We start from the raw sequence: 16,604 nt of genomic DNA on the forward strand, positions 1-16,604 counted from the left end.
AGCGCCGAGAGGGAGATTTGAACTCCCGAGTCCGTGAGGACAGCAGATTTCGAATCTGCCGCCTTGGCCGGGCTAGGCTATCTCGGCTCATCGAATCGTAGTACGGAGACGCTTTTACCCGTTTCGATTTTTCCGCCGTCTGTGATCCGTTGCCGACGTTCGAACGGAACGACCGTCGCGGTCGACGTCACTCGTGCCGTCCCCGGCTGACGGTCGCGTACAGATCACGACGAGCGGTGGCTCGAGGGCGCTCAGTCCACCTCGACCGGTAGATCAGGATCCTCGAGCGTGACGACCGGCGGGTCGAACCGCGTTGTCAGCGCGTGGACGTCGACGCCCGCCTCGACGGCCGTCGACAGCAGGTCGGCGAAGTCGGGATCGACCGAACGAAACGGCCGAACGACCGCGGCGTCGGGACGTTGCACGACGAAGACGACGTGACACTCCCGCTCGGGACCGACGAGCGACGTGAGGTGCCGAAGGTGGCGACGCCCCCGTTCGGTCGGCCGATCGGGGAACTTCGAGACGCCGTCGACGACCCAGGTGTTCGATTTGACCTCCACGTAGGCGTCGGCTCCCGACGGCGACCGCAGTCGGAAGTCGGTCCGCCCGCCCTCGGGAAGGGACGGCTCGCGCGACTCGAGGCGATAGCCCTCGAACTGCGGCACGAGCCCGTCGGCGACGCAGCGGTCGAAGATTTCGTTCGGCAGGGTGGCGTCGACGGTCACCCAGGTTCCGTCGGCCGAAATCGCGATCGCGTCGAAGTCCGTCTTGCGATCTTCGTCGTCGGCCGGGCGACAGAGTACCGTCCGGCCGGCCTCGAGCGTCGTTTCCAGCCCGCCGGTGTTGCGCAGGTACGCCCGCCGCTGCTGGCCGTCGACGTCGACCAGCAGCGTAAAGCGGTTCGAACGCTCGAGGACGGTCCCTCGCTGCAGAGTCGCCTCGTACCGGGCCACGACGTCGCGGGAATCCGATCGGCCGTCCATACTGTTTCCTGCACAGAGGTGACCCAAATCCGTATCGCTCGAGAACGACGGACAGTTTTCCTGTCCGCTCCAGGAGGATCGACTCGGTCCGTCTCGAGTACGCGAGCGTCACCCCGTGTTCTTCATTCCGGCGGCGATCCCCTTCACCGTGAGTCGCAACGTTCGCTCCTCGAGATCCGTCCGGTGGCTGCGGTCGAGCAGCGTGGTCTGCAGTAAGTTCAGCGGGTCGACGTACGGGTTGCGCCGCTCGAGGTGTTCCTCGAGCCAGTCGCGCGTGTGCAGCGTCTCACGGTTTCCGATGTCGGTGACCAACTCGACGGCGCGGTCGTACTCCCCCGCGAGTCGCGGGAAAAACCGCTCCTCGAGGTCGTCCTCGGCGAGGGCCGCGTAGTGGGCCGCGATCTCGAGGTCGGTTTTGGACAGCGACAGCGCGGCGTTGTCGAGCGTCGTACGGAAGAAGGGCCACTCCTCGTACATCTCCCGGAGGGTCTCCATCGAGCCGCCCTCCGAGAGGTAGGCGTCGATGCCGGTCGCCAGCGCGTACCAGCCCGGGAGGATACACCGCGACTGCGTCCAGGAGAAGACCCACGGGATCGCCCGCAGATCCTCGACGGTGCGCTCGCCGCTCCGTGAGGCCGGCCGCGACCCGAGATTCAGATCCTCGATGACCGTGATCGGCGTCGCCTGCTCGAAGTACGCGACGAAGCCGTCGCTCTCGAGGAGGTCCCGATACTCCCGCCTGGCCGCGTCGGCCATCGTCTCCATGGCCTCGAACCACTCCTCGGGGACGTCCTCGGTGGGCTGTTCCAGGGCGTACAGCCGCGCCCGTAGCTGGGCGTTGAGCATCTGTTCGATGTTGCGCTCGGCGATGCGTGGGTTGGCGTACTTCTCGGCGATGGCCTCGCCCTGTTCGGTGAACTTGACCTGGCCCGTCACCGTCGAGTTCGGCAGGGCAAGCAGGGCCTCGTTCATGGGGCCGCCACCCCGCGAGATGGAGCCACCGCGGCCGTGGAACAGCCGCATCGTCACGTCGTGTTCGTCGCAGATCTCCCCCAGGCGGCGCTGGTTCTTGTACAGCGACCAGTTCGCGGCGAGGAAGCCGTTCTCCTTGTTCGAGTCCGAGTAGCCGAGCATGATCTCCTGGGTCCGGCCACGGGTCTCGAGCGCCTGGCTGTAGGCCTCGTTCTCGAACAGCGTGCCCATGATCCGCCGGGCTCCGGAGAGGGCGTACTCGGTCTCGAGCAGCGGCACGATGTCGATGCCGCAGTGTTCGGGCAGGGAGACGACGCCGCCCTGATCGGCGAGGAAGAGGACCTCGAGCACGTGACTCGGCTCGTTGTTCATCGAGATGGCGTACGTATCGATGGCCTCGACGCCGTACTCGTCCTGCCAGTCGCCGAGCCGATCGAACAACTCGAGGACGCGCGCCGTCTCCTCGGAGAGCTCCTCGGTGTCCTCGAGGTCGATTATCGGGTCGTCCTGGAGCACGGCGTCGGTCAACAGTTCGACCCGTTCGTCCTCCGAGAGGGCACGGTACTCGATGCCCTCGCGCTCGAGCGCCTCGGCGATCGCGTCGGTGTGTTTCTGCCGGTGCTGGCGAAGGTCGAGGCTGGCCAGCGAGAAGCCGAAGGTCGCGACCTGCCGCCGGATCGGGTCGACGTGGGCCTCGACGACGCTCTCGGCGTCGTTGTTCCGCAAGCTTTGGGCGATGACCGCGAGGTCAGCGAGCAGGTCGTCGGCGTCGTCGTACCCTCCGGGCCGAACGTCGTCGACGCGATCGAGCCGTTCGCGCATGAGTTTGAGCTTCTGACGATAGGGCTCGTCCGGGTAGCGCTCCTCGGCCGTCCGTGCGCTTCCCGGCAGCCGTTCACGGTCGGCCTCGAGAGAGGCTGCAAACTCCGAGCCGGCCTCGATTCGGGAGCCGTCCTGGCTCAACACACCAGAGAGGCGCTTCAACTGGTCGCGGTACTTCTCGAGGACGACCTCGCGCTGGCGTGCCAGTGTCGCCTCCGTCACCTCCGGCGTGACGTAGGGGTTGCCGTCCCGGTCGCTGCCCGCCCACGAGCGGAACTCGAACAGCTTCGGGATCTCGAAGTCGCCCTCGACTTCCGCCTCGATGGCCTCGGCCAACTCGTCGTAGACCTCGCCGACGACGTCGAACAGCGTGTTCTCGAGGTACCACTGGACGTTTCGCGCCTCGTCTTCGGGCTCCGGTTGGCGATTGCGCACCTGTGGCGTCTGCCAGAGGCTCGTCACCTCGGCGTCGACGTCGCGCCAAACCTGTCCGGCCTCCTTCTCGGTGAGCAGTCGCTCGTCCAGGGTCTCGAGGTGGGAAGCGATGGTCCGAAGCTTCGCCTTGACCGTCTTGCGCCGGGCTTCCGTCGGGTGAGCGGTGAACGTCGGTTCGATGAGGACGTCCTCGAGCACCTGCCGAACGATCTCGGGGTCGGCCTCGCCGAGTTCTGCTGCCGCGGCTTCGAGGCTGTCCTCGAGCGTCCCCTCGTGTGAGGCCTGCCGGATCGTCCGAACCCGCTCGCGTTCCTCCGCGAGGTTGATCAACTCGAAGTAGGTCGTAAACGCCCGGGCGACGATCCGCTGGGTCTCCGGCGACAACCCCTCGAGTTCCGACGCCAGCGGCTCCCGGGAGTCGATCTCGCCCGATCGGTAATCGATGGCCGTTCGTCGACAGGACTCGACGGTCTCGAACGCGGCGCGCGAAGTCTGAGCCTCGAGCACGTCGCCCAGCAACGCGCCGAGTTCGCGGACGTCCTGTCGGACCTCCCTGTTGTGAAGGTGCATACCAAGCCGCACTCGTTTCACCCTCAAAAATCCCCATGTAGTCTCCTCAGCCCCTCACGTATTAGAATTCGTTATTTAACGAGTGAACGTAATCGAGTTACAACCGACTCCGGCGAGCCGTCGTCGACACCGATGCCGAAACCGGTTCGTCTACCAACACTTTCTTGCGTACACGTCACCCACCACGGCCGTATGCGGTACTACGAAGATATCGAAATCGGTGAGACGTCCGAGAGCGGCGAGTACGAGGTAACGAAAGACGAAATCCTCGAGTTCGCCGAGCGGTACGATCCGCAGCCGTTCCACACGGACGAGGAGGCTGCGGCCGACTCGGCGTTCGGCGAACTCGTGGCGTCGGGCTGGCACACGTCTTCGATCTGCATGCGGCTGCTGGTCGACGGAATACTCGACGATCAGGCGTCTATGGGCGCACGCGGCGTCGACGAACTCCGATGGCACCGCCCGGTCACGCCCGGGGATCGGCTCACCGTCCGAACCGAGGTACTCGACAAGCGCGTCTCCGAAAGCGACCCGACACGCGGCCACGTTCGAAGTCGACTCGAGGGGTACAACCAGGACGACGACCTCGTCATCTCCTGGATCAGCCTGGGTATGATCGAGCGGCGGAACCCGGACGCGTAGTTCCGGTCGAGCCGTCGCGAGGGCGACTGATCCCTACTCGCGACCCGTACCGTGTAGCGGGACTTAAGCCGTCGTCGTCCGAACGAGGGGGCATGTCCCTCGTCCTGCCGAGCGAACTCGTCGTCGATCGATTTCTGCCGACGGTTCGGGCGATGCTGGCAACGCGACTCGCCGAGCGCGGCATGACACAACAGGAGATCGCGGCCAACCTCGGCGTCACGCAGGCAGCCGTAAGCAAGTACGTCAGCGGCGAGAGCGGCGGCGACGATCGCTTCCGCGACGATCCGGAGACGGTCGCCACCGTCGACCGGATCGCGGACGGACTGGCCAGCGGCGAGATGGACGGCTACGAGGCGCTCTCGGAACTGCTCTCGCTCGTTCGGAGCCTCGAGGATCGCGGCCCGATCTGTGAACTCCACGAAGAGGAGATGCCGGACCTCCGCGGACTGGGCTGTGATCTGTGCGTTCGCGGTCTCGACCCCGACGTCCGCGCCGAGCGCGACGTCCTGGCGGACGTCCGGACGGCTGCGCGAACCCTCGCGTCGATCCCCGAGATGGCGGCAGTCGTCCCGAACGTCGGTACCAACATCGGGATGGCGCTGCCCGACCCCCGCGACGAGACCGACGTCGCCGCGATTCCGGGCCGCATCTACGCGATCGGCGGCCGCATCGAAATCCCCGCCAACCCCGAGTTCGGTGCCTCGAAACACGTCGCGACGGCCGTCCTCGCCGCCACCGACGTCGATCCGTCGGTGCGCGGGGCCGTCAACATCGCCACCGACGACGCACTCCTCGAGGCTGCTCGTGAACGCGGGATCGACCCCCTCGAGTTCGACGCCGACTACGAGGACCGCGGGGCTCACCTCCGCGAGCGGTTCGCCGAGCGCGGCGGCGTCCCGCGCGTGGCCTACCACCGTGGCGCGTTCGGTATCGAACCGGCGACCTACGTTTTCGGGACCGACGCGGAGGCGGCGGTCGAGCGCGTTCGAGAACTGGTCACCACCGCGATCTAACCGGGTGATCGCTCGCGGTTCGGCCGTGACTCGAGGGAATGCTACCAGAGCTATTATTTCCTTGAACTGTGTGCGGTGGGGTATAATGGCTGATCGGCAGACGCAGACGCGTCGACGGTGGCTCGGTACCTGTGCGACGCTCGCTGGTGCAACTGCGCTCGCGGGGTGTACCCAGAGCGAGGAGACGAACGGGAACGGCACCGGCAACGGGACCGGGGGGAACGACGACGGGACGGAGGCGGTCGGCGAGGACTGGCCGATGTACGGCGTCGACCTGCAGAACACGGCCTATCATCCGACTGTGACTAATCCAGACGGTAACGAATTGACAAAACGTTCAATTTCTGCAATTGATGGACGAAGTCCCTATCCTGTCGCCGTCGCTGACGGGGTCGTCTACGTATCGAGTACTGCGGGGAAAACGTATGCAATAGACACTGAGACGGAAGATGTTCTCTGGGAGAAAGAGGGGTATGGATCGCCGACAATCCATGGAGAAACGGTATACGGCCCAACCGCTGATGGACTACTCTATAGCTACGATGTCGAAACGGGAGAGCGATGGGAATCCGATGAAATCGAGTCAGTGATCGGGTTGGGTGCACCGATTCCGACTGACAACGGCATTTACGTTGCATCTCAAGAGGAGATTTGGCAGTTCGAACGTGAAACCGGAGCATACACGGATGTACTTACCACTCCATCGTTCGTCGGTGGTTCTTCTGAGCAACCGGCATACCAGGACGGTATCATTTATATCGCTCGGTCGTCAGAATTACACGCAGTAAACGTCGAATCTCCCGAAATCGAGTGGACGTTCGAATCCGATAATGAGGGAATTATGACGGATAGTAACCCGGCCGTCAGTGATGGACTAGTTTTCGTGGGTACGCGAGAACACCAAGTACATGCAGTCGATATTGAGTCCGGAGACGAAGTCTGGACAGTCGATACCGATTCCGATGTGGAGACAAGTCCGGCGGTCGCAAACGGGTTCGTCTATATCGGCGATAACGATCGAGTCATTGCTATCGATATCGACGAAGGTACCATTGAATGGGTAGCAGACGATGCGGTCTCAGGCGAACCCTATGATATCGTAGTCGCAAATGATGTCTGTTACGCGACTACTCTTTTTGGAGTTTACGCGCTTGACTCGAGATCTGGAGAACTAGACTGGCAGTATACAGTGGATGACTCCCTCGAGGGTGGTTTTACTGCGTCCGCTACGGTGTCCGATGGAACGGTATACGTCCCAGCAAATGATGACACACTGTACGCGATCGAAGACGCTTAGCTGACGAGCTATTTGTGAATCTCTGAAAACAAACGGTAGCCGAGAAACGGACGGAGGCTACAGACAGTCTTCCTCTGGTTCGAGGTCCCCTGTGAAGTTCGGTCCGATATCGCCCCAGAGCGGTGAACAGAGATTACCCGGTGCGTCGCTGCCGTGCTGATTGTCGCCGACGCCGGGTGCGCCCTTCGGAAGGAACTGCGGCGCGGGGACGACGACCATGATCGTCTGGCCGTTCTCGTAGCTGACCGGATTGGTCGATCCCAATTTGTGTTCACCGCCGTCGGGGGTCTCGAGCATGACATCCGTGTCCTCCCAGACGTTACCCTCTGATCACGGTTTTTAGACGCCGACCCGCAAGGAAGTCGAGACGACCGTCACCCGCTGTCCGAGCCACTGGGTACGTCGATCCGGTTGACAGCCATCTGCGAGGAGTAATCGATCGGAGAGTCGGTTACTCGACGCTGGATTCGAAAATCGCTCCGCGAGGACGACCCGGATAATATTCTTCACCCTATTTAAGCAGAACTTCCTTCTATAGGAATTATTTAGTTGAGGTGATTGTTGGGAGATACTATGGACGAACGACGGAGACAGACGCGACGGCGCTGGCTCGGCACGTGTGCGGGCGTCGCCGGGATCGCCGTCCTCGCGGGGTGTTCCGAGAGCGACGAGACGAGCGAAAACGGCACCGGCAACGGGACCGAGGGGAACGGCGACGGGACGGAAGCGGTCGGCGAGGACTGGCCGATGTACGGCGTCGACCTGCAGAACGCCTCTTATCATCCGACTGCGACGAATCCGGACGGTAACGAAATAACGAGACGAGCGATATTCGATCTGAACGGCTTCACTCTCGAACCAGTCCTCGTTCTCGATGGGATCCTGTACAGCAATAGCAGCGATGGGAAGATATACGCAGTAGACGACGAGGGAGAGACGGTCTGGGAGACCGAGAAGTCCGGATTTCTGAGCGCCGCTGACGGCATGATTTACGGCCCGACTGATGACGTTCGCATCCACGGATACGACGCGGAGACCGGCGACCACTGGCAATCGGACGTGATCGAACCCGCTAACGGACTCGCTCGTCCGCTCCCGACACCGAGCGGGATCCTAATTCCCAACTCTGAGAGGATCTGGCGGGTCGATCCCGAAACCGGAGAGTACACGAAAGTCCTCGATATGCCAGCGTACATCGGTGGCTCTTCCTATTGGCCGGCATTTCACGACGAAACGTTGTACACCAGTCGATCATCGGAACTCCACGCGGTAAACGTCGAAGCCGGCGAAATCGAGTGGACGTTCGAGCCCGAAAACGAGGGGAAACTATCCGAAAGCAACCCCGCCGTCGCGAACGGCTCGGTATACGTGACTAACTACAATCGACAACTGCACTCGGTCGACGCCGACTCCGGCGAGGAAGAGTGGACGGTTTCGACCGAGACGAGAGCCGACGCGAGTCCAGCCGTTGCGGACGGGCTCGTGTATCTGGCCGAGCGAAGCCGCGTGATAGCCGTCGACGCCGACGAGGGAGCTATCGAGTGGGAAATGGGTGACGAACTTTCGGGCGTCCCCCACGATATCGTCGTTGCAGGAGACGTGTGTTACGTCACTTCGAGACGCGGAATCTGGGCGTACGACGCGGCTACCGGTGAACTCGAGTGGAAGTTAGACTTCGAGTTCGAGAGCGACGTGCAATTTACCGCACCGCCGACGATTCACGACGGGACGGTCTACGTTCCCTCCCGGGACGAGACGCTCTACGCCCTCGAGGACGCCTAGCTGACGGCCAGTCCGGGCAAGACGCCGGCGGCGCAGTTTCATCGGCCTACAGCTACGGTTCGCTCTCCGAGACGTTGGTGGTGCGGCGATTGGGTCCCGTTCCGTGTGCTCACATCCCACCGACGGGTCAAACCACGGGACCTTTAGGGCTACCGATCGACGGTCCCGCTATGGGTTTTGGAAGCTACGACGAGTCCGAGCAACAGCACCAGAGCAGGGAGAGTGACGGCGACGAGGACGCCGCCGTCAACGTCCACGAGAACGACTACGACGGCTCCGTCACTGTCGAGTCCGATGCCTCGACGGACGACCTGCTCGGCCAACTCCAGGAAATCAAGGAATCGAGCGACGAGGAGTAACCGTCCCCGCAATCACGACTCGAGCAGCGCGCTACGGCCGTCTCGTCTATCGATTTCTCACGAGTCGTTCGACCCGCCGGATCAGAACAGTCCGCCCAGCAGCCGGAGCGGAATGCCGACCGCGAAGATCGCGATCAGTGCGCCCGCTGCCAGCAATACGGGGAGGGGCAGTTGTTCCTCCTCGAACTCGAAGAGCCAGTCCATACGCGAGAGTATCGAACGGTCCCCACGTAACCTTGTCGTTCCTGCGAGTCGCAACCGATAACGCTTTCGACCGTTTGCCGGGTCGCGAAGCGACTCGAACTATTATGATGGCTCGGTGTCACTGTCAGCACCGATGAGTGAACGCGACGACTGCGGGGACAGGGAGACGGCGAGAGTACCGTTTCGCCTCTCTGAATCGATCGAAGAATCACCGGCGGCCACGATCGAACGGTCGTGAACAGCGTTCAGCGCCGTGCAGAGTCCACTCGATGGTGCGCCTGTCTCGTTCGGACGGCCGCGACCGCTGGGACCGAGCACCGACGGACTGCCGTCGAACCGGCCCTCATTCCCTCGAGGCGAGCCGTGAGTGAGGAGTCGTCGCTCGAAACGGTCGTCGACCTGCTCGACGACGAGTACGCCCGCGCGATACTCACAGCGATCCGAACCGACCCCATGTCCGCGAACGAACTCTCCGAGCACTGTGACGGCTCGTTCTCGACGATCTGGCGGCGTCTCGAGCGCCTCGAGGAGGCAGGCCTGGTCGCCGAACGGACCCGTCCACGATCGGACGGCAACCACGATACGGTGTACGCCGCGACCGTCGAAGAGGTGCGACTGCGCCTCGACGACGACGGCTTCTCCCTCGAGATCGACCGTTGCGACGAGGACGCGGCCGACCGTCTGCAACGTCTGTGGAGTGAGTTCCCATGATCGACGCGTTCGACGTTCGGCCGATCGAACTCGCGATCGGTGTGCTCGCACTCGGCGCGACGATCGTCGGCCTCTACATCGGTTATCAGGCCATCGTCGCGCTACGCCGGTACGAGGATCGCTCGATGTGGTATCTCGCGGTCGGTCTCCTGCTCCTGACCGCGGTCACGTACTCGCTGTCGTTTCTGGCGACAGTGTTGATCAACTTGCGACTGCTGTCGCTGCCCCAGCAGGACTGGCTCTGGCTGGGCATTCACGTCTCCCAGTTTACCGGACTGGCGTTGATCGCCTACGCGCTGCACCGCCGTCCCTGATCGATAGCGGCCGCGACGCTGGTGGGTAGCTACCGGACGGAAACTGCAGGAAAAACTCGACCCGTTCAGACCGTACTCTCGAAGTCCTCGAGCGAGTACGAGGGTTCGGCACCGCGCCGATCGAGGACCTCGTTGGCGAGCAGCCAGTAGACGACCGAGAGGGCCTTGCGACCCTTGTTGTTCGTCGGGACGACGAGGTCGACGTTGCTGACCTGGTTGTTCGAGTCACACATCGCGATGACCGGAATGCCCACCGTGATGGCCTCCTTGACGGCCTGGGCGTCGCCGATCGGGTCCGTGACGACGACGACGTCGGGTTCGATGTAGCCGTCGTACTTGGGGTTGGTCAGCGTGCCCGGGATGAACCGCCCGGTGCGGGCTCGAGCGCCCACGGCCTCGGCGAACTTCTCGGCCGGGAACCGACCGTACTGGCGCGAGGACGTGACCAGGATCTGTTCGGGGTCGTAGTTGGCGAGGAAGTCCGCGGCCGTACGAATGCGCTGGTCGGTCTTGGAGACGTCCAGCACGTAGAGGCCGTCGGTCCGGACGCGGTGGATGAACCGCTCCATGTCGTTGGTCTTCTGCTGGGTACCGATGTGGACACCGGCACCGAGGTAGTCCTCGACGGGGATCAGCAGGTCGGCCTCCTCGTCGGACATCACGTCGTCGTCGAGGGCGGGTCCCGCGTCTTCCTCCTCGTCAGCGGCTGGTTCTGCCTCGGCGTCGGCCTCCTCGGCCTCGGCGTCGGTGGACTGTTCGTCGACCGGCTCGACGTCCTCCTCGGCGGCGGGGCCAGCCCCTTCGGCTGGCTCCTCGTCGATTTCCTCCTCGGCGGCGTCGAGCCCTTCCTGGGTTGCGTTGTCGTCTGTCATGTCGCGTCGTCTGCGATTCTGATGAGCTCGTTGAGCTTGGCGGTTCGCTCGCCGCCGACCGCGCCCGTCTTGATGAACGGGGCGTCGGTCGCGACGGCGAGGTGTGCGATCGTCGTATCCTCGGTCTCGCCCGAGCGGTGGGAGACGACCGAGTCGTAGCCGTTCTCGGTGGCGAGTTCGATCGCGTCGAAGGCGTCGGTCAGCGTCCCGATCTGGTTGGGCTTGATCAGGATGCTGTTTGCCGCGCCGCGATCGATCCCCTCACGCAGCCGATCGGTGTTGGTGACGAACAGGTCGTCACCGCAGATCAGCGTCCGATCGCCGACCTGGTCGGTCAGCTCCGCGAAGGCGTCGTAATCGTCCTCGTCGAGGGGGTCCTCGACGTAGACCAGATCGTACTCGTCGACGAGGTCGGCGATGTACTCGATCTGTTCGTCGGTATCGCGGCTGGCGTCGCTGTACTCGTACGTGCCTGAGTCGGCGTCGTACAGTTCGGCACCGGCGACGTCCAGTCCGAAGGCGACTTCGAAGCCGACCTCGTCTTCGACCTGCGAGACCGCCTCGTCGACGATCTCGAAGGCCTCCGCGTCGTCGATCGACGGTGCCCACGCGCCCTCGTCGCCCTTCCCCGAGGGTACGTCGCGTTCCTCGAGCAGGTCGGCGACGGCCGCGTGTGCGGCGGCGTTGGCGAACACCGCGTCCTGGACGTTCGGCGCGCCGACGGGCGCGACGAGGAACTCCTGAATGTCCGTCGCGTCGGCGGCGTGTTCGCCGCCACCGACGACGTTGCCGAGCGGGATCGGGAAGTTCTCGCCGCGGAAGGTGCCGCCGAGATGCTGGAACAGCGGCGCACCGAGAACGTCCGCGCCGGCCTTCGCGGCGGCCATCGAGATGGCGACCGCGCTGTTGGCACCGATCTCGGAGAAGTCGTCGGTGCCGTCAGCGGCGTGCAGGATGGCGTCGACTTCCCGCTGGTTGCCGGCGTAGGCCTCGCCGACCAGTCGTGGGACGGCGTGTTCGCGGGCGGCGGCGATCGCCTCGCTCGGTGGTCGCTCGATGGCCTCGTACTCGCCGGTACTGGCACCGCTCGGCGCTGCGGCGCGACCGAACCCGCCGCTTTCGGTCAGCACGTCGGCCTCGACCGTGGGGTTGCCACGCGAGTCGAGGATCCGGCGGAGTCGGACGTCGGTGATCAGCGTCATTCGTGTCCTCGTTTGACCGTGAACGGGAGCGCACCCGCGTCGTACTCCTCGGCGGCGATCAGGATCGGCTCGGACTGGTCCGTCTCGATCAACACCGGTGCCCCGTGGGACACCTGCAGCGCTCGCGCGCCGAGGATCCGTGCTTTCTCGTAGCGGTTGTGCTGTTGCTGTTGCATGTTACTGGTACGGAGAGACGACGTCGACGAGGTCGGTGTGACTGACGAGCATGCGCCGACAGCAGTAGCGCTCGACGCCGAGGTCGTCGAGGACTTCGGCAGGGTCCTCGTCGCCCTCGTTGGCTCGCTCGTCGAACTCCTCCCAGTGTTCGCCGACGACGCTGCCACAGGTGAAACACCGAACCGGTACCATCATACTTGAATCACCTCAGCGGTAGGACTTCTGGTAGCGCGCCCGAGCGCCCGGGCCGCCCCACTTTTTCGGTTCGGACTGGCGAACGTCGTTGACCAGCAGCGAGCGATCGAACTCCATGAACGCGTCGCGGAGTTCGGCGTCGTTCGTGTGCTGGACGATCCCGCGCGCGATGGCGGTGCGGACGGCGTCCGCCTGGCCGCTGATGCCGCCGCCGTCGACGCGCACGTCGACGTCCATCTCGTTGCGCAGGTCCTCGCCGGCGATGCGGAACGGCTCGAGCATCTTGAGCCGCGACATCTCGGGCTCGACCAGTTCGACCGGCTTGGAGTTGATTCGCACGCGACCCTCGCCCTCGCGCACGGTGGCGCGAGCGACGGCCGTCTTCTTCTTGCCGCTCGTGTTGGTTACCATGTGACGTTAGCACCCAGTTGTTCGGAGACTTCGCCCAGGTGGACGAAGCGGATGTTCGAAAGCCGATCCAGCGACGTTCCCTCGAGAACCTCCGCGTCGCGCTCGTCGTCGTCCTCGTAGGGGTTGCCGACGTAGATGCGGACGTTCTCGAACGCCTCGCGACCGCGTTTCTTCTTGTACGGCAGCATGCCGCGGACGGAGCGCTTGAAGATCGTGTCCGGACGACGCGGGTAGTTGGGCCCGCTGTCCGAACCGAGCTGGAGCCGCGTCCGGTAGGTCTCGAAGACGTCCTCCTTGTCGCCCGTGATGACGGCGTCTTCGGCGTTGACGACGGCGACGCGTTCGCCCTCGAGGGCGCGCTGGGCGACCTCGCTGGCGACGCGGCCGAGGATACAGTCGCGGGCGTCGACGACGACGTCCGCGTCGAACTCTGCGATACTCATGCGATCACCCGTACGTCGGAGCCTTCGGGGTTCTCTTCGAGCAGTTGCTCGAGCGGTACCGACTCGCCGACCTGTTCGATCTTCGTCTCGGCGGACGACGAGAAGTCGACGGCCGCGACGGTTACCGACTTCTGCAGTGCGCCCGAACCCAGCACCTTGCCGGGAACGACGACGGTCTCTTCTTCGCGTGCGTATCGCTCGATCCGTCCCAGGTTCACCTCTGCGTGGTTCGCCCGGGGCTTCTCGAGTCGATCCGCGACGTCACGCCAGACGTCGGCGTCCGTCTCGCGGGACGTCGACTTCAACTCGGCGATGAGGTCGTTGAGCCTCGGATTGGTCTTGCTACTCATTGGTTAGCCTCCAAATGTCGAATACGGTGAGCGGGGCTCACCGGAGTGGAATCGAAATCGTCAGTCCGTCGATCGACGCGAGTCGGGATCCGGACGGATCCGTCGCTCGGCGTGCGATCGTCGCGACAGAAGTGATGCAGGGAGCAGGATTTGAACCTGCGGACTCCTACGAGACAGCGCCCTGAACGCTGCGCCGTTGGCCTGACTTGGCTATCCCTGCTCGCACTTCCGTCTATCCGTCGCCCCTTCAAACCCCTTTCGATTCCAGTGAACGACCGTCCGGCGGTCTCGTAGCTGACGGCACCGGCGGACGGATCGGTGGGTCGGGGGCGTCGGGTCATGGTCTATAGCTGTACTGCGTCTTCGAGTTCGGTCGCGCGTGCTTCGATCGTGTCGGCGGCTCGCGTGACCAGCTCCTCGACGGTGAAGGAGCCGTCCGTCTCGACGTGGAAGACGAAGGCGTTTGGTACGTCCTCGACGGCCACCTCCTGGTCGGGGTAGCGGTTCGCGAGGTCGTGGTCGAACTCGCTCGTCGGAACGAGTTCGCCGTCGTCCTCGATCACGCCGCGAACGATCTGAGCCTCCCGCTCCTCGAACTCGGGGACGTCGCCGACGACCTCCACGCGCTGGAGGTGTCGGTAGCCGACCGCGACGCCGCCCTGGTGTTTCGCGTGGTTCTTTCCGCGTCCCAGGGTCGCGTCGGCCTCGGCCTCGAGGCGCTGTCCGTCCTTGAGGTCGATGATCGGGACGTTCTCCTCGGCGGGCTGGACGAGCTCGTCGCTCGACTCCAGATCGCCCGAGTAGGCGGTGGCCGGCCCTTCGACGTCGATCGAGAGCGTGACGACGTCGTCCTCGTCGAACTCGCCTTCCGGGGGGGTCGTCAGCGGGACGAGCCCGAGTCGGAGGGCGAGTTGCTCGTCGAACATGACCGACGAGTTCTCGACGAACCGGACGGTATCGATCGCCATCGTCGGCACGTCGGCGAGCATGGCCCGCCGGATGCCGTTGGCGAACGCGGGCGTCACGCCACGGACGAGAAACCGCGCCTCGTGGTCGTCGCGTTCGACGAACTCGACGTCGTACTCCTCACTCATGGTCTAGTAGCCGCCCTTGCCTTTGGGTGCGCGCGATCCGTCGTGCGGGATCGGCGTCACGTCCTCGATGCGACCGATCTCGATGCCCGAGCGGGCCAGCGCGCGGATCGTCGCCTGCGCGCCCGGTCCGGGGGACTTCTGGAGGTTACCGCCGGGACCGCGCACGCGGACGTGAAGTCCGGTGATGCCCGCGGCCTTGACCTCCTCGGCGACCGACTCGGCCATCTGCATGGCCGCGTACGGCGACGCCTCGTCGCGGTTCTGCTTGACCGCCGTCCCGCCGGAGGACTTGGCGATCGTCTCCGCGCCCGTGAGGTCGGTCACGGTCATGATGGTGTTGTTGAACGATGCGTGCACGTGGGCGATGCCCCACTTTTCGTCGTCCTGACTCATGGTTTACTGACCCTCCGCGCGTTCGGGGTGGAGTTCGTCCGCCAGCGGGCTGTTCTCGTCGAACGCGACGAGGTCCTCCTCGTCGACGTCGACGACGTACGAGGGAACCTTGTGACGCTGGTCACCCACCAGGATGTGTCCGTGGGTGATGAACTGACGGGCCTGCTGGGTCGTGTTCGCCAGCCCCTTCCGGTAGACGACCGTCTGGAGGCGGCGCTCGAGGATGTCCTCGATCTCGAGCGACAGGATGTCGCCGAGTTCGTCGGCCTCGTCGAGGATGCCGACGCGCTTGAGTCGACCGAGGAACTCGTCGGCCCGTTGCTGGACGGTCTCGTCGTCCTGGGCCTGACCGAGCAGGTCGCGGGCCTCGCGCCGGTAGGAGCGAAGTTCGGACTGGGCCCGCCAGAGCTCTTCTTTGTTCTTGAGCCCGTAGCGGTCGATCAGGGAGTGTTCGTCGGCGATGCGTTCACCCTGGTAGGGGTGATTCGGGGTCTCGTACAGCTTGGTCTTCGTTCCGAGCGGCATTACTCACCACCCTCCTCGCCGCCTTCTTCGGCTTCTTCGCGGATCTCTTCGACGTTGACCCCGATGGTGCCCTCCGTACGGCCGGTGGACTTGGTTCGCTGGCCGCGAACCTTCTGGCCGCGCTTGTGGCGGACACCCTTGTAGGAGTCGATCATCTTCATCCGGTTGATGTCGTGCTGGCGGGTCAACTCGAGATCGTTGCCGATCTCGTGGGTCGTTTCGCCGGTGTAGAAGTCCTTCTGGCGGTTGTTGAGCCAGTCGGGGACTTCGTCGGCGTAGTTCTCTACGAGTTCGACGACCTCGTCGATGACGTCCTCGTCGAGCGCACCGAACGTGGCCGTTCGGTCGACGCCCGCCTCCTCGGCGATGATCCGGGCGGTCCGTCGACCGACGCCGGAAAGTTCCGAGAGCGAGCGCTCGACGGACTTCGTCCCGTCCAGGTCGGTCTGACCGATCCGGACGAAGTACTGAAGATCGTCGTCGTCCGCTTGTTCTTGGGGTGCTTCCTCGCTCATGTGTTGGGTATGTGTGTCTGGTCTGCGCGCGTTGCAAAGCGACTGACGGAAAACGTCAGCCCCGCTGCCGGGTGTCCGGCAGCGTCGTGAATCCGACGTCGTGGCGGGGATTCGAACCCCGGAGGCTTGACGCCACATGGTTAGCAACCATGCGCCTTGGGCCGCTTGGCTACCACGACACCGTGTCGTTCTATCGTCGCCCTTCCGGACTCGGGGACTGGGTCCCCTACACGTATCGCACCAGAACCTACCGGGGTCGACTACTTAAGCGCAACGAAAGACCCCGACGGGACGGGTACCTCGAGCAGGGGATCGACGGA

The 16,604-nt window shown here is 64.1% G+C and carries 22 protein-coding genes and 3 tRNA genes; 7 read left to right on the forward strand and 18 right to left on the reverse strand.

The window, feature by feature from the left end:
• Positions 1-2: 2 nt before the first annotated feature.
• The 3 genes from TX79_RS08275 to ppc all read right to left on the reverse strand — a co-directional run bounded on the left by TX79_RS08275 (position 3) and on the right by ppc (position 3,785).
• Positions 3-87 (reverse strand) — tRNA-Ser (locus TX79_RS08275).
• A gap of 164 nt (positions 88-251) precedes the next feature.
• Positions 252-986: a DNA/RNA nuclease SfsA gene (sfsA, locus tag TX79_RS08280; RefSeq protein ID WP_049926988.1), complete on the reverse strand. Its 735-nt coding sequence runs from the start codon at positions 984-986 to the stop codon at positions 252-254.
• Between the two features lie 108 nt (positions 987-1,094).
• Positions 1,095-3,785 (reverse strand): phosphoenolpyruvate carboxylase, encoded by a 2,691-nt coding sequence (ppc, locus tag TX79_RS08285; protein ID WP_049926989.1) that lies wholly within the window; start codon positions 3,783-3,785, stop codon positions 1,095-1,097.
• A 192-nt stretch (positions 3,786-3,977) separates the two neighbouring features.
• Between ppc and TX79_RS08290 the strand changes: the two genes are divergently transcribed.
• From TX79_RS08290 to TX79_RS18980, 3 genes are all read left to right on the forward strand, one after another.
• On the forward strand, positions 3,978-4,427 hold the full coding sequence (locus tag TX79_RS08290; RefSeq protein WP_049926990.1) for a MaoC family dehydratase: 450 nt from the start codon (positions 3,978-3,980) through the stop codon (positions 4,425-4,427).
• A gap of 92 nt (positions 4,428-4,519) precedes the next feature.
• Positions 4,520-5,440 carry a thiamine-phosphate synthase family protein gene (locus TX79_RS08295; protein WP_049926991.1) on the forward strand — a complete coding sequence of 307 codons (921 nt, stop codon included), beginning with the start codon at positions 4,520-4,522 and terminating at the stop codon, positions 5,438-5,440.
• Between the two features lie 85 nt (positions 5,441-5,525).
• Positions 5,526-6,737 carry an outer membrane protein assembly factor BamB family protein gene (locus TX79_RS18980; protein WP_081655513.1) on the forward strand — a complete coding sequence of 404 codons (1,212 nt, stop codon included), beginning with the start codon at positions 5,526-5,528 and terminating at the stop codon, positions 6,735-6,737.
• A gap of 57 nt (positions 6,738-6,794) precedes the next feature.
• Here the strand turns inward: TX79_RS18980 and TX79_RS08300 are convergent, their stop codons facing one another.
• Complete coding sequence (locus tag TX79_RS08300) at positions 6,795-7,034, reverse strand: hypothetical protein (protein ID WP_049926992.1); 240 nt, start codon at positions 7,032-7,034, stop codon at positions 6,795-6,797.
• 276 nt (positions 7,035-7,310) lie between these two features.
• Between TX79_RS08300 and TX79_RS08305 the strand changes: the two genes are divergently transcribed.
• Positions 7,311-8,519: a PQQ-binding-like beta-propeller repeat protein gene (locus tag TX79_RS08305; RefSeq protein WP_049926993.1), complete on the forward strand. Its 1,209-nt coding sequence runs from the start codon at positions 7,311-7,313 to the stop codon at positions 8,517-8,519.
• 170 nt (positions 8,520-8,689) lie between these two features.
• Positions 8,690-8,878, forward strand: a complete 189-nt coding sequence (locus TX79_RS08310; RefSeq protein WP_049926994.1) for a DUF5786 family protein — start codon at positions 8,690-8,692, stop codon at positions 8,876-8,878.
• Between the two features lie 81 nt (positions 8,879-8,959).
• On the opposite strand, the gene TX79_RS19980 is transcribed toward TX79_RS08310, so the two are convergent.
• The gene (locus TX79_RS19980; RefSeq protein WP_268257979.1) at positions 8,960-9,082 is read right to left on the reverse strand and encodes a hypothetical protein; all 123 of its coding nucleotides are present in this window, start codon (positions 9,080-9,082) and stop codon (positions 8,960-8,962) included.
• A 363-nt stretch (positions 9,083-9,445) separates the two neighbouring features.
• On the opposite strand from TX79_RS19980, the gene TX79_RS08315 reads away from it, so the two are divergent.
• Together TX79_RS08315 and TX79_RS08320 are read left to right on the forward strand one after the other, a co-directional pair.
• Entirely contained in the window at positions 9,446-9,793 is a 348-nt protein-coding gene (locus TX79_RS08315; protein WP_049926995.1) for an ArsR/SmtB family transcription factor, read from the forward strand.
• Positions 9,790-10,107, forward strand: coding sequence for a hypothetical protein (locus tag TX79_RS08320; RefSeq protein ID WP_049926996.1), 318 nt, complete (start codon positions 9,790-9,792; stop codon positions 10,105-10,107). The genes TX79_RS08315 and TX79_RS08320 overlap by 4 nt, the downstream gene beginning before the upstream one ends.
• Before the next feature lie 65 nt (positions 10,108-10,172).
• Here TX79_RS08320 and rpsB read toward each other — a convergent pair whose 3' ends face one another.
• The 13 genes from rpsB to TX79_RS08385 all read right to left on the reverse strand — a co-directional run bounded on the left by rpsB (position 10,173) and on the right by TX79_RS08385 (position 16,463).
• Positions 10,173-10,979 (reverse strand): 30S ribosomal protein S2, encoded by an 807-nt coding sequence (gene rpsB, locus TX79_RS08325; protein ID WP_049926997.1) that lies wholly within the window; start codon positions 10,977-10,979, stop codon positions 10,173-10,175.
• Positions 10,976-12,181, reverse strand: a complete 1,206-nt coding sequence (eno, locus tag TX79_RS08330) for a phosphopyruvate hydratase (RefSeq protein WP_049926998.1) — start codon at positions 12,179-12,181, stop codon at positions 10,976-10,978. Before eno ends, rpsB begins: the two co-directional genes overlap by 4 nt.
• Positions 12,178-12,357: a DNA-directed RNA polymerase subunit K gene (locus tag TX79_RS08335; protein WP_049926999.1), complete on the reverse strand. Its 180-nt coding sequence runs from the start codon at positions 12,355-12,357 to the stop codon at positions 12,178-12,180. The genes eno and TX79_RS08335 overlap by 4 nt, the downstream gene beginning before the upstream one ends.
• Before the next feature lies 1 nt (position 12,358).
• Entirely contained in the window at positions 12,359-12,553 is a 195-nt protein-coding gene (locus TX79_RS08340) for a DNA-directed RNA polymerase subunit N (RefSeq protein WP_049927000.1), read from the reverse strand.
• Between the two features lie 12 nt (positions 12,554-12,565).
• The gene (locus TX79_RS08345) at positions 12,566-12,964 is read right to left on the reverse strand and encodes a 30S ribosomal protein S9 (RefSeq protein WP_049927001.1); all 399 of its coding nucleotides are present in this window, start codon (positions 12,962-12,964) and stop codon (positions 12,566-12,568) included.
• Positions 12,958-13,407, reverse strand: coding sequence for a 50S ribosomal protein L13 (locus TX79_RS08350; protein WP_049927002.1), 450 nt, complete (start codon positions 13,405-13,407; stop codon positions 12,958-12,960). The genes TX79_RS08345 and TX79_RS08350 overlap by 7 nt, the downstream gene beginning before the upstream one ends.
• Complete coding sequence (locus tag TX79_RS08355; RefSeq protein ID WP_049927003.1) at positions 13,404-13,757, reverse strand: 50S ribosomal protein L18e; 354 nt, start codon at positions 13,755-13,757, stop codon at positions 13,404-13,406. The genes TX79_RS08350 and TX79_RS08355 overlap by 4 nt, the downstream gene beginning before the upstream one ends.
• 135 nt (positions 13,758-13,892) lie before the next feature.
• A tRNA-Leu gene (locus TX79_RS08360) sits at positions 13,893-13,977 on the reverse strand.
• A gap of 124 nt (positions 13,978-14,101) precedes the next feature.
• Complete coding sequence (locus tag TX79_RS08365; protein ID WP_049927004.1) at positions 14,102-14,851, reverse strand: DNA-directed RNA polymerase subunit D; 750 nt, start codon at positions 14,849-14,851, stop codon at positions 14,102-14,104.
• 3 nt (positions 14,852-14,854) lie between these two features.
• Complete coding sequence (locus TX79_RS08370) at positions 14,855-15,244, reverse strand: 30S ribosomal protein S11 (RefSeq protein ID WP_005579703.1); 390 nt, start codon at positions 15,242-15,244, stop codon at positions 14,855-14,857.
• Between the two features lie 3 nt (positions 15,245-15,247).
• On the reverse strand, positions 15,248-15,769 hold the full coding sequence (locus TX79_RS08375) for a 30S ribosomal protein S4 (protein ID WP_049927005.1): 522 nt from the start codon (positions 15,767-15,769) through the stop codon (positions 15,248-15,250).
• Positions 15,769-16,284 carry a 30S ribosomal protein S13 gene (locus tag TX79_RS08380; protein WP_049927006.1) on the reverse strand — a complete coding sequence of 172 codons (516 nt, stop codon included), beginning with the start codon at positions 16,282-16,284 and terminating at the stop codon, positions 15,769-15,771. The genes TX79_RS08375 and TX79_RS08380 overlap by 1 nt, the downstream gene beginning before the upstream one ends.
• 96 nt (positions 16,285-16,380) lie before the next feature.
• Positions 16,381-16,463, reverse strand: a tRNA-Ser gene (locus tag TX79_RS08385).
• Positions 16,464-16,604 lie beyond the last annotated feature (141 nt).

The sequence above is a fragment of the Halopiger goleimassiliensis genome, assembly GCF_000455345.1.
Taxonomy (GTDB): Archaea; Halobacteriota; Halobacteria; order Halobacteriales; family Natrialbaceae; genus Halopiger_A; species Halopiger_A goleimassiliensis.

Excerpts from the sequence above, each read along its gene's own strand:
- sfsA (WP_049926988.1), bottom strand. The coding sequence starts at position 986 with ATGGACGGCCGATCGGATTCCCGCGACGTCGTGGCCCGGTACGAGGCG.
- TX79_RS08365 (WP_049927004.1), bottom strand. The coding sequence starts at position 14,851 with ATGAGTGAGGAGTACGACGTCGAGTTCGTCGAACGCGACGACCACGAG.
- TX79_RS08310 (WP_049926994.1), top strand. The coding sequence starts at position 8,690 with ATGGGTTTTGGAAGCTACGACGAGTCCGAGCAACAGCACCAGAGCAGG.
- eno (WP_049926998.1), bottom strand. The coding sequence starts at position 12,181 with ATGACGCTGATCACCGACGTCCGACTCCGCCGGATCCTCGACTCGCGT.
- ppc (WP_049926989.1), bottom strand. The coding sequence starts at position 3,785 with ATGCACCTTCACAACAGGGAGGTCCGACAGGACGTCCGCGAACTCGGC.
- TX79_RS08300 (WP_049926992.1), bottom strand. The coding sequence starts at position 7,034 with ATGCTCGAGACCCCCGACGGCGGTGAACACAAATTGGGATCGACCAAT.
- TX79_RS08370 (WP_005579703.1), bottom strand. The coding sequence starts at position 15,244 with ATGAGTCAGGACGACGAAAAGTGGGGCATCGCCCACGTGCACGCATCG.
- TX79_RS18980 (WP_081655513.1), top strand. The coding sequence starts at position 5,526 with ATGGCTGATCGGCAGACGCAGACGCGTCGACGGTGGCTCGGTACCTGT.
- TX79_RS08340 (WP_049927000.1), bottom strand. The coding sequence starts at position 12,553 with ATGATGGTACCGGTTCGGTGTTTCACCTGTGGCAGCGTCGTCGGCGAA.
- TX79_RS08345 (WP_049927001.1), bottom strand. The coding sequence starts at position 12,964 with ATGGTAACCAACACGAGCGGCAAGAAGAAGACGGCCGTCGCTCGCGCC.
- TX79_RS19980 (WP_268257979.1), bottom strand. The coding sequence starts at position 9,082 with ATGGACTGGCTCTTCGAGTTCGAGGAGGAACAACTGCCCCTCCCCGTA.
- TX79_RS08305 (WP_049926993.1), top strand. The coding sequence starts at position 7,311 with ATGGACGAACGACGGAGACAGACGCGACGGCGCTGGCTCGGCACGTGT.
- rpsB (WP_049926997.1), bottom strand. The coding sequence starts at position 10,979 with ATGACAGACGACAACGCAACCCAGGAAGGGCTCGACGCCGCCGAGGAG.
- TX79_RS08295 (WP_049926991.1), top strand. The coding sequence starts at position 4,520 with ATGTCCCTCGTCCTGCCGAGCGAACTCGTCGTCGATCGATTTCTGCCG.
- TX79_RS08355 (WP_049927003.1), bottom strand. The coding sequence starts at position 13,757 with ATGAGTAGCAAGACCAATCCGAGGCTCAACGACCTCATCGCCGAGTTG.
- TX79_RS08375 (WP_049927005.1), bottom strand. The coding sequence starts at position 15,769 with ATGCCGCTCGGAACGAAGACCAAGCTGTACGAGACCCCGAATCACCCC.
- TX79_RS08290 (WP_049926990.1), top strand. The coding sequence starts at position 3,978 with ATGCGGTACTACGAAGATATCGAAATCGGTGAGACGTCCGAGAGCGGC.
- TX79_RS08335 (WP_049926999.1), bottom strand. The coding sequence starts at position 12,357 with ATGCAACAGCAACAGCACAACCGCTACGAGAAAGCACGGATCCTCGGC.
- TX79_RS08350 (WP_049927002.1), bottom strand. The coding sequence starts at position 13,407 with ATGAGTATCGCAGAGTTCGACGCGGACGTCGTCGTCGACGCCCGCGAC.
- TX79_RS08380 (WP_049927006.1), bottom strand. The coding sequence starts at position 16,284 with ATGAGCGAGGAAGCACCCCAAGAACAAGCGGACGACGACGATCTTCAG.
- TX79_RS08320 (WP_049926996.1), top strand. The coding sequence starts at position 9,790 with ATGATCGACGCGTTCGACGTTCGGCCGATCGAACTCGCGATCGGTGTG.